The following is a 15,024-nucleotide window of genomic DNA, read 5'->3' on the forward strand; positions in this document are numbered from 1 at the left end:
GTACCTTTTCTCCCCCACAGGCAGGACAGCTTTTTATCGCTTCTTCCGCTAACTCACAGCTGCAACGCTTGTTATTTGTGTCCTGCAGAAGCGCGACCAGCGTCGCAGGCAATGCAACTAAAGAGCCATCCGCCGCTGCACAGTCGATCAGCCAAACATAGGGGCCGAGCGGGCCGTCCGTGACATGCATTCGCATTAGATTCCGATGCTCAACCCAAATAAGTGGTGTACCGTTTGCAGTAGACAAGAAAAATTGGAACACGGAAGGAGGAAGAATGTACACCGATGAGATGATTGCCGTACAGGAGGCTTGGGGCAAGCAGGGTTTATTCCTTATGCGAGAGTTGCTTTCATTTATGGGGGCATTCGCACGTGCCCCCGAACTGAAGGAACATGAGCGCGCCAATCTTGGCATGCTGCTTACAGCTTCGGCTCGCTCCAGTGAGAGTGCCTTCCTCTTAATGATCTATGGTCAACTCTGGGATGCAGAGGTCGTTGTACGATCTGTATTCGAGGCGTCACTTAAATTCGCATTTATCGTTCAAAACCGCGAGGACTTTAGTCAAAGATTCAAAGAATATACGAAGGACCAGTTTGAACTTGCACTCATGAAGGACGATCAGAAGGCACGAGACTTGTTGGCCAACCTTCGTGACCCAGAGGCGGATCAATGGAGACCCATACGCGATTTGGTCCTTCCAGACGCTAAACGAGACGAACTGCGAGCACGTTACGACAAACCCACTCGTCGCGCCATGGAGACTCGTTGGGGCTACGTTGGGATCTTGGAGTCCTTAAGTAGGAGCGGAGACCCCTTCTACAAGGGATTCTCTGGATTGTCCTATTCCTACTCAGTGGCCAGCCACATACAACATGCGGACTATTCCGGCGTTTCTATCGCAATGGATCGTGAGACGCGTTCGCCCGAACGGCGTGACTCGGCACACATGGCGCATCTCGTGCGTCTTATCTCAGATTGCTTCACCTGCTTCGAGCTTCGGCTAAGAGCAGCCTATCGTTTCGCCGGCTGCGATAAAACACCATTAAACGAAGTCGCCGTAAAAATCGAGGAATTCAGAGCCAGCATGAATACGGCCCATGAGCGTTGGATGGAAATCGAATACGGATCTTCGCCAATTTACCCGGGATGTAAAACCGAGTGAGTTTGTCTATCGAGTTTCTCACAGCGATATGACCTACAGTCAGCTCAACCTTTACCAAATTTCAACCATATGAGGTCAAATTGCCAACCGCACTATTAATAATATCCTCAATATCGGCTATCTTCGCGTGCTTTGCTAGTTTGCACAAAGATCGAATCAAGGACGGTCACAATCCACGTGTTCTTAGGGCCATCAGAATCTCAGCATTTGCATCTTGCATGGTCGTGGCGGCCGCTCTACTTAACCAGCACTACGCGCGGCAGCAGGCTAACGCTTTGCGCACTGCGCAACTTCGACTCACAGTTCTCACAAGCTTATCCGGCTATCGCGTTCAGATATTAGATGATTTTACATGGCTACTGACGCATTCACTTACGACGAAAAATTATCTGGATTACGAGACCTCAAGAGCGCTGTCAATCAGCGCCGCCGGCGCTATTCCAGACTGGCAAACTCTAGTTTCTGACGTGACTCGTTCAGAACTTATCAAGTCAAGATCCGCGTTTGATCAACTGCAGACGATTTCACGGAACGTTCTGATGGAAGCAGCCACCTATCCCTCGATGGTGCCTAAGCCTCTAGTAGACTGGGCGACCGCCACATTAGCATTAGAATTTTCCGATCTCCCCCGGATCATAGACTCGTATCACCCTACGCCTCAATCCGTACATTACGCGCAGTTGACCGGACAGGCAGTGGGCGCAATAACAGGCGGAATGATAAGTTCGGCAGCATTCGTCGCGAAGTAGTCGTTTCCGTAGATGTGCTCGGTCAGTGTCTAGCTCCTTCTACGGCCGTATCGCTACACCACGGTCAGCGCGTACTTTGGGGACAGCAGTAAGCGGCTAGCCAACTCGTCTTGACGAGCGACACTTAAGGCGGCGGTCGAGAAAGGCTGCCAGCGATGCAGCCGTCGCGCGCCGATGGCGCTGGCCTTGTGGGTCGGCAAGCGTGGTCAGGACGTCCTTCAGATAGGCAAGTGGATTGAAGCGGATCAAGCTCATGATGATGGTGGCCGCACTGACCCGCACGCAGCGATCCAGCGGCGCAGCAAATTCGCGTTGAGCCCGTGTTCCAGCGCGATCGCCGCAACCGATACGCCGATTCCCTAGCAGCCGCGATCACCTGCCCTTGAACTCTTTTGTTGTAGCGTTGCCGACGATGACGCTCCGGGAGCGATCCCGATTCGATATTGTTCGCGTATCCGCTTATTCGTTAGGTAGACACGATACTCTCAAAAGCTTTACCGCAGCTCAAGTCGGGTTGCCCCGGCCGCTTACGGCACACCTGCTGGATCCTATTGAAAGGCCGCGTCAGCCGTCGCAGATCCATCCCTCGTTCTACAATCTTACGGACGGTTGCCCGTGCCGCTGTGCACGCTCATCCGTTTGAGAATTTTGGCGACTTCGCCACATCGACGTGCGGCCAATTTCGGGGCTCCAAGCGCGCCAACCTGTCGTCGTCGCCTGCCATTTACCGGATTTTGCTAACGTTCGAATGATTGACGGCAACCGCACTAAGCTACACTAACTTCCGCGCGACGCGTAACGTGCGCAAAGAGAGAGAGACCGGGCACCCAGGCACATTCACACAAGGAATGTGTCGAAGAAGTTTTAAAAGGAATCAAAGGCTGATGAATACGTTAGAAGTAGTGCCGGACCCCGTCTCTTTGATGGAATCGATGCGGGCTGTGGGCTACTCCGTTGATGCCGCAATTGCTGACTTGGTAGACAACAGTATTTCTGCGGGCGCAAAACGGATCGATATCGAATACGATGCTTCCGACAATCCATTCGTCGCCATTCTGGACGACGGCGTGGGAATGCTGCCAGACGAGCTAACCAATGCTATGCGTCATGGCAGCCGGAATCCGACGGATGAACGAGATCCGAGCGATTTGGGCAGATTCGGCCTAGGGCTTAAAACAGCTTCTCTCTCGCAATGCCGAAGCCTCACCGTCATCAGCAAGGTGCACGAAACCGTAAGCGCCCGACGCTGGGACTTGGACATTGTTCAGCATTACGGCAAATGGCTCGTGGTCGTTCCAGAAGACGCTGAACTTAAGAACCTGCCAATGTTTCGCTCTCTGATGGAACTGGATTCGGGAACGCTGGTCATCTGGCAGTCGCTGGACAAGTTAGCTGCCGGTGCGCTCGATCCGCAACAGGAAATGACGATCAAGCTGTCGTTATTGCGTGAACACCTGGCTCTGGTCTTTCACCGCTTCACTCAAAAGGAAACCGGATTCAATCTCATCCGGATTTCGGTGAATGGCTTGCGTCTGCCGCCTCGCGACCCGTTCCTCAAGAGCAACATGTTCCGTCAGCCTCTCGAGGGACAGATAATCAGGCATGAACGGGGAGACGTTCACGTCACGCCCTACATTCTTCCGCCAGTCAGAAATCTGACGGCAGACGAGATCGATTTGTCCGGTGGCAACGAAGGTCTTCGCGGCACCCAGGGGTTTTATATCTACCGCAATCGGCGGCTCGTGATCTGGGGAACCTGGTTTAAGCTTGTCCCCAAGGACGAGTTCTTCAAGCTGACCCGCGTGCAGGTCGATATCCCCAATTCCTTCGATGATCTATGGGCGCTTGATATCAAGAAATCGGTCGCTTACCCGCCTGACATCATCAGAACGCGCCTCCGGGAGCTCATTCCTCATTTTGCGAACACGAGCAAGAGAACACTGACCTATCCCGGTCGTAAACGCAACACAAAGGACCTCGTCCCGCTCTGGACGCGGGTTGAACCGTACCACGGCGCTTTCCGCTACGAAGTCAATGTAGACCATCCGGCCATAGAGGCACTTTCGTCGAAGCTCGATATGGACGACCAGAAGTCTTTGTTCGCCTTGCTCAGCCTTTTCGGCGACGCGTTGCCAATGGAAGCAATTTATGCGGACATGTGTGCCGATCATCACAAAAGCGACAGTGCACAGCTGATTGCGACGTTGATTGACCACGCGACCAGTCTGCTCGAAATCACCGGACTGGATGTCGAGCAGATTTTGACGATTGATCCGATCGTCCGTCACCCGCAACACCACGAAAAACTTCGAGAGGAGCTCGAGAAATGAACAGCGATCCGTACTTAATTGCAGTAGGCATCATTGGCAAGAGGGAACTCACCGATGCGCTGCTTAATGACGTGATAAGCATGCTCCCAAAAATCATTCCCGACATCGAAGCAGAGGTCCTGGACAAGATCCGCAAGCAACTGGAAGCGACGATCGGCGTCAGCATGGTGACGGGCCAAGGGATAGTCGATGAAAAGCAAGAACCGTGGCTCGAGGACGCCAAGTCGTCCATCCAGTGGACCTACTGGAATGCTTACGTGAATGAGCTGAAGTCGACCGGTTTCAGCCAGAATGTCATTCGGGTTCTCGACGAGGACACCGACAATATTCTTGACGCTTGCGGTAACGCAAACGCCTCATCTGCGTGGCGCACGAAAGGTCTCGTGATGGGTGACGTCCAGTCCGGCAAGACCGCGAGCTACTGCGGCCTGATCAACAAGGCCGCCGACGTTGGCTACAAGTTTATCGTGCTTCTTACCGGGATGATCGAGGACCTTCGTTCCCAATCTCAGGAACGCATGGACTCCGGGTTCGTTGGCCGCGACAGCCGAAAAATTCTCTCAGACGAGCGCGAAAAGAAGGCAATCGGTTCTGGACGATTTCGGACCGTCTTTCCTAATGTCCTCACTTCAGTCGATTCCGACTTCCTGACTGCAAACGAAAAATTCATGCGGGGTATCCCGCTCGAGAACATCAACGCGCCGGTTTTGCTTGTCATGAAGAAGAACAAGTCGCCGCTCGAAAACCTGATTGGATTTCTCGATTCTCAGATAAAGGGCCGCGGACCACTTAATCTGCCCCTACTCTTGATCGACGACGAAGCAGATAACGCGTCCGTGAACTCGAAGAAAGATGAGGACCCCACCACTATCAACAAGCTCATACGAGAAGTCCTCAAGCGCTTTACCAAGTCCACATATGTGGCGTACACGGCCACGCCGTTCGCCAACGTATTCATCAATCCGGATGGCGGCGATCTCTTCCCGTCAGATTTCGTCTATTCCCTGAACACTCCGAGCAACTATATCGGCGCGGGCAGCATCTTCTCTGACTCGGGTAATCACCAGTATCAGACGAAGGACATTCTGGATGCCGACGCTACCTTCCCGTACGCACACAAGAAGGAGTGGCAGGTACCGGCATTGCCGCCGAGCCTCGAACGGGCACTGCAAACATTTCTCATCTCCTGTGCGATTCGCGACCTGCGAGGCGAACCACTCAGGCATCGATCGATGCTGATCAACGTGACGCGGTTCACGGACGTTCAGGATCAGATCTCGATTCTTGTCAAGGACTACATTTATGTACTCACCGAAGAAATCAAGCAATATCTGGCATCAGATACGGCGTGGCACAAACACGCACGCCTGATGCAGTTGCACGAAACCTGGGAAGCGCATTACATCGATTGCGACTACTCATGGGATGAAATCAGGAAGTCGCTTTACGACTCAGTAGCATCGGTTAAGGTTCTCACCGTAAATCAGAAGAGCGAAGCCAGTGATCGCCTGAACTTCGGCGCGTACAAAAATGCGGAAAAGGGCCGACGCGTCATCGCGATCGGTGGCCTTACCCTGTCTCGCGGTCTGACGCTGGAGGGATTGTGCGTCAGTTATTTCTACCGCAATTCGAAAGCCTACGACACGCTTCTTCAAATGGGTCGATGGTTCGGATACCGGCCGGGCTATGACGATCTCTGCAGAGTCTGGATGGACCCGAATGTGCAGGACTGGTTTAGCCACGTTGCCGACGTCATTTCCGAACTAAAGCTGGACATCCGACGTATGCACGCCAATCGATACAAGCCGATTGACTTCGGTATGCGAGTACGGTCACATCCCGATTCGCTCATCGTGACAGCGCTGAACAAGATGCGAAATACGAAGAATGTCGAAGTCGACGTTTCGTACAGTACAGCCGGCGCGGAGACGGCGTTTCTTCCAAGGGACGAGCAAGTCAACCAGAAGAACTTGAAGCACGCAATCGAGTTCGTAGGCGATCTCGGTCACGCCAAGCAGATCGGTAGCAGGTACATCTGGAAAGGGAAAACGGCTGCGGAAGTAGCAAACTTTCTCAATGGCCTCGACATATCGCTTATGAACATGCCGTTCACGACCGATATTACAGGGCGCGACCGACCGATTATCTCGTTTATCCGAAACAATCAGATCGCCGCACTGAAGAAGTGGGACGTCTGCCTGTCACAAGGCTCGGGTGAAGAGATACCGGAGTTCTCTGTGCTGGACTCCGATGGCAACCGCACATGCGTTCGGTCACGCAAGCGGCAGTTTGAAAAGGTTCCTGCCGGCTCAGATTATCTAAAGCTGAACAAGCAGCGCGTAGGCGACATCACCGATGAGATGGTTGGACTTAGGCCGCCGGAGATTGAAGCCGCGAAGCAAGAATGGGCGGAAGAGCGCAAGCGTGATTCGGAGAAGGGCAAAACCGTACCAGGTTTCGTGTACCGGAGATACCGGGATCGGCCGCTATTGACCATACACATCATCAAGCCGAGCGATCCTGAGGAGCCGAGCGGAGCCTCCAATGCTGCGCAAGGCCATGAATCTGACGAAGCCGTCGAACCGGGCAGAGCTGCCGATGCAAAGAAGAGCCGCGCGGCGAAGAAAGACCGCATCATGAAGAGCAGCGACATCAAGCCGAGGCTGCTCGTGGCTGTCGGCCTTTCGTTCCCAAAGTATGAAGACCGTGACAAGGCTTCGCGTGTTCCCTATCGATTGAACAAGGTAGCCTTGCGCAATATGGGACTGATCGACGCCGAGGACGGAGACGATGATGGCGACGATTGAAGATCTGTGGCGAACCGCGATCGTCGAAGTCAGTCGCAAGCCCATCGAGCCAAACGGATTCCGCCTCACGCGCATTCATCCGGAATCACGTTTTGACATCTATGCTGGCGTCGATGAGTCGGCGTTCGTCTTGCTCGCAATCGGGATTCACGCGACGCCGCCCGGCATCGCAACTGATTCGACGTCGCTCGACTATTTCCGACAGCAGCGTCTGGACGGTTCCTGGCTCATGGTGTTGCGGCTCCGCAAGAGGGGGCTGGAAGCGGTATTCGGTAGATTGTGTCAGGACCTTCTGGACGCAGCCGAGAGTGTTCCCGACGAGAACTCACTGGTCTCGCTCTTCAAATTGCGTCTCAACCTGTGGAAGAAGCTGTTTCAGGATGGTGGAGACGGGTTTCTTCGGCCGCACGAGATCAAGGGCTTGATTGCGGAACTGCTCGTGCTCGAGACACTGGTCCACAGCGGAATAAGGGACGTGAACGAAACGATCACCGGTTGGACAGGACCGCTGGCGACCGACCAGGACTTCGTGTTTTCGGACTGTGCACTCGAAGTCAAGGCGATCGGACCCGGCTCGGAAAGTGTATCAATCTCGTCGCTCGAACAGCTGGATTGCCGACTGCCAATGCATCTGATCGTTGTTACTCTTCGGCAAGCAGCCTCGTCCGAACCGGCTGCCATAGGACTGAACAATCTGGTCGCGCGAATCGAGGGCTCGATCGCAGGAAACATGGATGCCTTGAAAACCTTCAAGGAACGCTTGCTCGAAGCGAGTTACTTCGAGCACGAGCATTATGATTCGATTCTGTTCGAACCGTTATCGATGCTGCGTTATCGGATCGCCGATGCGTTTCCGAAGCTTACCCACGAGATGGTCCCGCCTGGGATCTCAAGCGCGAGCTATGCCATCAGCATTTGCTCAATCTCTGATTTCGAAGACGGTTCGCCAGCATGAGAGACTTCAAAGAATTCCTCGGGGAGCTCAAACAGATCGTTGTCCGTCGAGCCAAGGCAACAAATTCGGTCGATACGATCGCTTTCGTTTCTGAAGTCGCGGAGCGACTGGAAGAAGATCCGGTATTTGGGGAATTCGTCCCTGTTGAATATCTCGGAACAGGTAGCCGTGCCCGACAGCTCAAGGTACATGGCTTTACCGAACTCGATGAAGCCGATGGCACCATTGGCCTGGTCGTGGGCAAGTGGCTGGACGACGATGAGCCTGTCACGCTCACGACCGCCGAGGTCAACAGATTAACGAGCTGGCTTGAAAATTTCGTGCGCGAAGCTATCGAGCTTCAGCTGAACAAGCGCATCGCTGAAGCCAACTCAGCCTATGAGTTGGCTTGCCAACTCATAGATTATCAGAGCAAGATAAGTCGGATTCGGCTGCACATATTCTCCAACCAGACGCTTAGCACATCATTCAAGGACGAGAAATTCGGGGAAATCGCGGGCATTCCCCTTGAAAGGCATATCTGGGATCTGCGCCGGCTCAAGGCGATTTATGAATCTTCCCGTGAACGGGAGGCCGTGGAAATCGATTTGACGAACTTCGGCTCAGAAGGCATTCCCTGCATTGAAGCAGCACGCACGGAAGAGCTGAGATCGTTTCTTTGCGTCCTGGATGGGACATTGCTCGCTAACCTGTTCGAGCGCTACGGCAGTCGCCTTCTGGAAGGCAACGTCCGATCGTTTCTCGGGATGAAGGGTGGTGTGAACAAGGGCATTCGGAGCACCATTCAAGATTCACCGTCACTGTTCTTTGCATATAACAACGGAATTGCTGCGACTGCGACAGATGTGAAGATCCAGCAGGTCGACGGCAGACCGGTCCTCACGCATCTGGTCGACTTTCAGATCGTCAACGGCGGCCAGACAACGGCGAGCATATTGAGTGCTAGGAAGAAGGATCAACTTTCACTGAGCGGCGTGACCGTCCAAATGAAGCTGACCGAGGTTAACCGCGAAGGCGCTCATGAATTGATTCCGAGGATTGCCCAGTTCGCCAATACCCAAAACAAGGTTGCAGTAGCGGACTTCTTCGCCAATCACCCATTCCATCGGAAGATCGAGGAAATCTCCCGCAGACTTCAGGTCCCGGCGAAAGCGGGCGCTCGGATTCAAAGCAAGTGGTTCTATGAGCGATCGAGAGGCCAGTTTCAAAATGAACGGCTGTATTTGACGAAAGCGAAGAAGGACGCGTTCGATCTCGAGTATCCGCCCGAGCAGGTGATCAACAAGACGGAGCTGGCCAAGTACGACAGCACATGGGGGGAAAAGCCGCAATGGGTCAGTCTCGGGGCGCAGAAGAATTTCACGAAGTTCGCGGAACAATTTTCGAGTAAGACTTCCAACTCCAGCGAAAGCGAGCATTGGGCTTCCATTAGCCCAAGCTATGGAGATGCGTACTACAAGCGGATGGTAGCCATTGCCATCCTTTGGAAACAGGCGGAGCTCGTCGTCTCCTCCGGGCGCGGAGACTGGTACAAAGGGGACTACCGGCCTCAAATCGTTGCATACTCGCTGTCGCTGTTGTTCCATTCGCTTCGACAAAATGGGGGCGAGTTCGACCTTGGAAGCGTCTGGACGAAACAAGGCGTCGATGCGACAGTCGAAAATTGTATTCGCGAACTGGCCATCGTCGTTCAAGATATTCTGCTCAACCCTCCTTCAGGCATAACCAATGTCGGCGAATGGTCGAAGAAAGAAGCTTGCTGGGAAAAGATGAAGCAATCTGCTACGTGGAACGTTGAGTCGATCGGTAGCTGGTCCATCGACAAGGACGACTTCCGACAGGAAAAAGCCACTGCGAGAGCTCAAGGTGCGCAAGACGACGGAATCGCCGTTCAGAAAGCGGTTCTCGACTTAACGATAACGGGATACTGGAAAGCGCTACTCGCTTGGCCGAAATGCGCACAGCTGCTCGATCTCTCTGACCGTCAGCTATTAACCAAAGCCAGCACAGTCCATGGCTTTACGCGAATCAATATTGAAAAGAACTGGCGGAAGCTCCTCGAGATTAAACAGTTGTGTACTGACGAGGGCTTTAGGAACGAATGAACTATCGTCCCCTGACACAACACGACTTCATGTTGATGCAGACCGGCCTACCCGGGGAGCCACGCTGTGATTGACGTCGTAGACCCCAAAAAGCGGAGCCTAATGATGTCGGGTATCCGCAGCAAGCACACGAAACCCGAGCGGTTAGTGCGCAGCATGCTGCACGCCGCAGGCTTCAGATATCGATTGCATCGACGTGACATACCTGGCGTTCCTGACCTGATCCTGCCGAAGCACAAAGCGGCGATATTCGTCCACGGCTGTTTTTGGCACGTGCACGCGAATTGCCGCTTCGCTACGATACCTTCATCGAATCGCGACTTCTGGCAGAAGAAGCTGGCGCGAAACCGTGAGCGCGACCAGCGCCAGATCGAGGCGCTGAAAGCGCTTGGATGGCGCGTTTTGATCGTATGGGAGTGCGCAACGCGAATTGGTGAACTCCGCTCGAATCTTCAGGCCGACATGGCCGACTGGCTCCTGAGCGACTCGCCGTTCGCGCAAATCCCAGCGCAAGCGCCATCGAGATCGATTCAGGCGTAAGCAGAAAACAGATCTGCCCGTGAGTCGATTCGATCCGCATTCGTCTTAGGCTGCGCGAGGAAGCGATACACTGATTCGCCGAGCTGAAACGCCAAAAACGGCGGAACAGCATTTCCAACTTGGTGGTATTGCTGCGTGCGGTTGCCCTCGAAAAAGTAATTATCGGAAAAGGTCTGCAAACGTGCGGCCTCTCGCACAGTCAGGCTCCGACACTGCGAAGGGTCCGGATGGATGTAATAGTGTCCATCTTTTGAAATGTGAGAAACGATCGTAGTCGAGGCATCATCGAATAGCTGAACCCGGAAGCGGTCATCGAAAGGCGCATCTTCTTTGGTTGCATTCTGATGCTCCGGCACCAACCCGGCTGGAAATACACGCAACCGGGGGGATTGCCCCGTCACTTGCGCAAAGCTAGACGCGAACAGATAACGGTGCAAGTCGGTGGCCATGTGGCCGCGTGTTTCATGCTGACAGACTCCACGTATGCGGGCGTCGATGATCCATGACGCGAGTTCAGCCGGCACGCTCCGAGGCAGCTTCGGGCTACCGGGAACGAATTGTCCCCCAACGCTGATCCGATGTTGAGCACGCAGTGCAGCTTCATGCATGAGATTCTTTATCTCTGCGCGCTTTGGATGCTGCAGGCCCTTGAGGCGTGCAGCCGCCGCTTTTAGTTCTCTACACCACGCGTCCGGGGTGTCAACTGCCCTTGATAGCTTGCTGCGCAGAGCAGGCATGTTACCTATCATGTCTCGGACAGTAACTCTAGACTCGAGAGACGAAAGCAAGTCATGAGGCGCACCTGCATAATCCGCGCGGACGCCCAGCAAAATGACACGATGTCGCGTCTGTGGCACGCCATAATTTTCCGCATGGATCACATAGTCATCAGGCGCCAAGCCACCTGGACGCGAAACTGTGACGAAGGAACGAATGTCGTACAACGTACCTGATTGCGGTTCGGACAGGTCGTTGATAATCCTTTCAAAGATTCGTTGTCCATTATGAGTCGACGATAACATGCCCTTCACGTTTTCCATGACGAAAACCGCCGGCTGAAAATCGCGGATGATGCGCAGATACTCTTTATAGAGAAAGTGCTTGGGATCGTCCTCAAAGGTCGGATCAACGTTGCGCCGGCGCGACCGCCCCGCCATCGAATACGCCTGGCACGGAGGCCCCCCGATCAGAACCCAGTCATCGCGACCTTTGACTGCCTCGCGAATTAGCGCATCGACCCGTTGCTCCGGATCGATTCCGAGTTCAAGACAATGTGCTTCGTGATTCGCCAAGGACAAGCACGCTTTGACTCTCGGATCAGAGTGGAAGGCCGCGAGGGAAATGTCGCCCCGGATATAGTCATAGTAAGAATCAGGGACGCGATCTTCCGCCAAGGCGCGAAACAGCGCCCGAAGCGACAACGTCCTGTGTGCGACCGGGTCCTTTTCGATCGAGACTCGAATGTCAAATACCCGTTCGCCTTTTTCATCGCGGACAGCGGAAAATCCTTCGCCCAGCCCACCGGGGCCCGCAAATAAATCTACGACCGGGATACGCATGTGATTCCTAGCTTTGATTGACGGTACGTCGAGACTTTACCAGGTCCTTGAGGAATAGTCGCCTTTTCGATGAGCCACAGAGCGGCCTGAACCCCTAACATCGACCGATGACGCCTTGCGAAAATAAACATTTGACCCCTGTTGAAGAATGGGCCGTCTGGGCCACCGCGCTTTTTGGCGCGATCACACTGCTCGCAAAGATCCTGCTTGGGAACACTTCTTCCATGATCCGACTCCCCGTGCCATCGTCGAAAAACACCGACGGCCATCCTACGCTATCGTCATGGGATCCAGCGATAGTACATTCGACCAACGTCGCATCGTTCTTCGGCCTCTCACTGAACCAATCTCAACAGTCACGCTTCGTCCGGCCGTCGTCACTCAGCCATCATCGACGTTCCGGCATGGCCGCACGTCAGGACAACTCCATCTTTGACAGCTAGTGCTCGTTGCCTCCCCTTTGGTACTCCATCCTCAGCCGCTGTCGATAACGTCCGTCCCTCATTCGGATCGCCCCGAGCCATTCCTCCCACTCGTCTTCGCTCAAGTAGGCGTTGGTCGACAATCGCCGCTTTTCGGCAAACGCATCCTGCTCTTCCAGACTCAGGCTCTCCCAATACCGATCCCACACGTTCTCATACCAATACTGCGCATCCCCCTGCAGGTTGTAGATCAACGCCCCGAGTTCGTACCACGCAAGCCATGGCGGTGGCGGATTGAATCCGGATGCCGAAACTGAGCGAACAAGCTCGACATCGTTCGTCAGCAATCTGACCTTCTTTCCTGAGTAGTGATCAGCGCTGGAAAAGAACGTATGAGTCGATCCATCCCGCACGAACTGGCGTGGCCCCACTCGCTCCCTGCCCACGACCACAAGATTGACGTAGACAGGGAACTGTTCGACTTCGACATCCTGTGTCACGCAGAACGCCTTAACGCCAAGGTCTCCCATCCACACCGCCCCGGGATAATCCGGAAACGACTCCGACTGAAGCGTCATCGGCGTCCCCGCAAACGTCTCGCGCAAGTACGTCAGATCCGCCTCAAAAAGCTGCTCGATTGCCACCTTTCGCTCTTCGAGTAGCTCTCGTGATGCACGCCTACTCTGGCGCCCTTCCATAAAGTCGCCAAACATTCTCTTCAAGGTCGACACATCAACTCCCCGTCATTTTCCGACGATCTCGTCAGCAGCAAACCCGCCGCCGAAATATCCGATGGACCCAAAAACGACGCCACCGACGAGTCCCGTAATCACGGCGCCCGGTCCAGTCTCAAGACCGACTAGCGCGCCAGCAGCTGCGCCCATCTTCCAGCCGGCAATAGCACCACCCCAGCCGCCCATCTGACGAATGACCTCTTTCTCAATCGGCTTCACGGACTTCGCCTCGAACGACGCGTTTGTGGCGACGCCGAGATCGTACGCGGTGAATACGATCCCGATGACTTGAACCACGCGTGCGAATTTGACCAGACCGAGTGTGACGGCCAGCCCGCGCTCGGTGTAAATCCCAGACGGCGGAACCATCGGATTCGGCTTGACGAGCACTTCCTTGTCAAGTCCTTCCGCATAACTCTTGATACGGGCAATCCTGTTTTTCAGGTGAGGATACTGTGCTGCGTATCTATCCAGCTCCAGTTTGATCTCCTGCGTCGTCACAAGCTTTGCGCCTGCTCGCTTCGCCTTCGCGATATCAACGAAGATTACCTTGCCCTTGAATCGATCAGCTCCACCCGGAAAGTCGCTGCTGGTGGAAATGTAACTCGTTAGCTTGTCGTAGCCCATCACGTGCTCGGCAATGCTCGCGTTCGAACCCGGCCCCCTGGGCCACAACCCATATTTTTCCGGATGCACTTCTCGCATCGCGTCGAGTGGCCGCAGCCGGAGTGCCTGCAAGTATGGATCGTGAATGGTCGTATAGCTGCGCCGAACGAGAAACCCGTCTTTGCCCGGCTCATCTACAACTACGAGCACGAACACGCGAGCGGGCATCAAATGTCCGAGGACGTCGTATTGTGATCCTGATCGATCGTTTGTCGGCGCTCGATAAATGTAGTCGCTCATCGCTTCCACCTTTCCAGAGCCTGGATGCCGACAGCGATGTCGAGCTGTTGGGGGTTGTCTGTATAGACGCGAGGACAGTGCCCTTTGCTATCGGTTAGCCCCTTGTACGTGGCGCCGGATGCGGTACGAATGTGATATGGCACACCGGACAATGGCTTTCCAGCGCTGTCTACAACTCGCACCTGTTCGTCGTACTGTTCACGACGGTGCTCCGGGAGTGGATTCCCTTCCGGACAGAAGCCCATGCTGGCGAGTTCTGCCGCGGCGAAACTCTGAAAAGCGGTATCTTGGGAAGCCAACATAACCGGACGGGGATAACAACGACAAGCGCACAGATCACCGTCAAGCGCGGCCTCCTTACCCATGATTGTGTGCGGCAAACGAGGCCCCTGACCGACGATGACGCCTGTCGATTCGCACGCCGAGCAGTAAACTTCCGCCCCGAGAAAAGTCACTGGTGTGCCGTGGTGTATGAAGAGGTCCAAGCCTTCTTGAACGACACCACCGTTCGACGAAAGGTCTCCTTTCCTGATATAGAACCGTTTCATTTTTCTTCGCCCTGTTTTATTAGGTATGCGAAGTCATATCATGGAGAAATCCAACACACTATTGGACAGGTACGAAATGTCCCTATTGTCTAGCTTTGATCATGTGCTGTCGCCGACGTTTTTTCACCGCCCTATATGCCGTTCGGCTAATCCACACGCAGTGGCCTCATCAAACGCTTTTCTTCCCGTAAACTCAAACAGCAGCA

At 54.3% G+C, this 15,024-nt stretch carries 10 protein-coding genes and 1 pseudogene; 6 read left to right on the forward strand and 5 right to left on the reverse strand.

The annotated features are described in order from the left end of the window. The first annotated feature begins 275 nt into the window (after window positions 1-275). Window positions 276-1,163, forward strand: coding sequence for a DUF5677 domain-containing protein (locus tag KY49_RS37540; RefSeq protein ID WP_156162581.1), 888 nt, complete (start codon window positions 276-278; stop codon window positions 1,161-1,163). 877 nt (window positions 1,164-2,040) lie between these two features. Here KY49_RS37540 and KY49_RS37545 read toward each other — a convergent pair. Further along, a pseudogene (locus KY49_RS37545) lies at window positions 2,041-2,207 on the reverse strand (transposase domain-containing protein); the annotation flags it as partial. Between the two features lie 589 nt (window positions 2,208-2,796). Between KY49_RS37545 and KY49_RS22175 the strand changes: the two are divergent. The 5 genes from KY49_RS22175 to KY49_RS22195 all read left to right on the forward strand — a co-directional run bounded on the left by KY49_RS22175 (window position 2,797) and on the right by KY49_RS22195 (window position 10,649). Next, on the forward strand, window positions 2,797-4,242 hold the full coding sequence (locus KY49_RS22175) for an ATP-binding protein (RefSeq protein WP_042586630.1): 1,446 nt from the start codon (window positions 2,797-2,799) through the stop codon (window positions 4,240-4,242). Then, window positions 4,239-7,049 carry a Z1 domain-containing protein gene (locus KY49_RS22180; RefSeq protein ID WP_042586631.1) on the forward strand — a complete coding sequence of 937 codons (2,811 nt, stop codon included), beginning with the start codon at window positions 4,239-4,241 and terminating at the stop codon, window positions 7,047-7,049. The genes KY49_RS22175 and KY49_RS22180 overlap by 4 nt, the downstream gene beginning before the upstream one ends. Then, window positions 7,033-8,004 carry a PD-(D/E)XK motif protein gene (locus tag KY49_RS34620; RefSeq protein WP_052495758.1) on the forward strand — a complete coding sequence of 324 codons (972 nt, stop codon included), beginning with the start codon at window positions 7,033-7,035 and terminating at the stop codon, window positions 8,002-8,004. Before KY49_RS22180 ends, KY49_RS34620 begins: the two co-directional genes overlap by 17 nt. Continuing rightward, window positions 8,001-10,109 carry an AIPR family protein gene (locus KY49_RS22190; protein WP_052495759.1) on the forward strand — a complete coding sequence of 703 codons (2,109 nt, stop codon included), beginning with the start codon at window positions 8,001-8,003 and terminating at the stop codon, window positions 10,107-10,109. The genes KY49_RS34620 and KY49_RS22190 overlap by 4 nt, the downstream gene beginning before the upstream one ends. A gap of 66 nt (window positions 10,110-10,175) precedes the next feature. Next, the gene (locus KY49_RS22195) at window positions 10,176-10,649 is read left to right on the forward strand and encodes a very short patch repair endonuclease (RefSeq protein ID WP_080493123.1); all 474 of its coding nucleotides are present in this window, start codon (window positions 10,176-10,178) and stop codon (window positions 10,647-10,649) included. Here KY49_RS22195 and KY49_RS36020 read toward each other — a convergent pair. The 4 genes from KY49_RS36020 to KY49_RS36025 all read right to left on the reverse strand — a co-directional run bounded on the left by KY49_RS36020 (window position 10,640) and on the right by KY49_RS36025 (window position 14,818). Continuing rightward, a complete protein-coding gene (locus KY49_RS36020; protein ID WP_071761858.1) occupies window positions 10,640-12,208 on the reverse strand; it encodes a DNA cytosine methyltransferase in 1,569 nt (522 codons plus the stop codon). The two genes, KY49_RS22195 and KY49_RS36020, sit on opposite strands and share 10 nt — an antisense overlap. Before the next feature lie 439 nt (window positions 12,209-12,647). After that, on the reverse strand, window positions 12,648-13,274 hold the full coding sequence (locus tag KY49_RS22205; RefSeq protein ID WP_143136273.1) for a hypothetical protein: 627 nt from the start codon (window positions 13,272-13,274) through the stop codon (window positions 12,648-12,650). A gap of 99 nt (window positions 13,275-13,373) precedes the next feature. After that, on the reverse strand, window positions 13,374-14,270 hold the full coding sequence (locus tag KY49_RS22210; RefSeq protein WP_042586634.1) for a hypothetical protein: 897 nt from the start codon (window positions 14,268-14,270) through the stop codon (window positions 13,374-13,376). Further along, window positions 14,267-14,818, reverse strand: coding sequence for a PAAR domain-containing protein (locus tag KY49_RS36025; RefSeq protein ID WP_082062423.1), 552 nt, complete (start codon window positions 14,816-14,818; stop codon window positions 14,267-14,269). The genes KY49_RS22210 and KY49_RS36025 overlap by 4 nt, the downstream gene beginning before the upstream one ends. Window positions 14,819-15,024: the final 206 nt, after the last annotated feature.

Source organism: Burkholderia sp. MSHR3999, assembly GCF_000833595.1.
GTDB classification, from domain to species: domain Bacteria; phylum Pseudomonadota; class Gammaproteobacteria; order Burkholderiales; family Burkholderiaceae; genus Burkholderia; species Burkholderia ubonensis.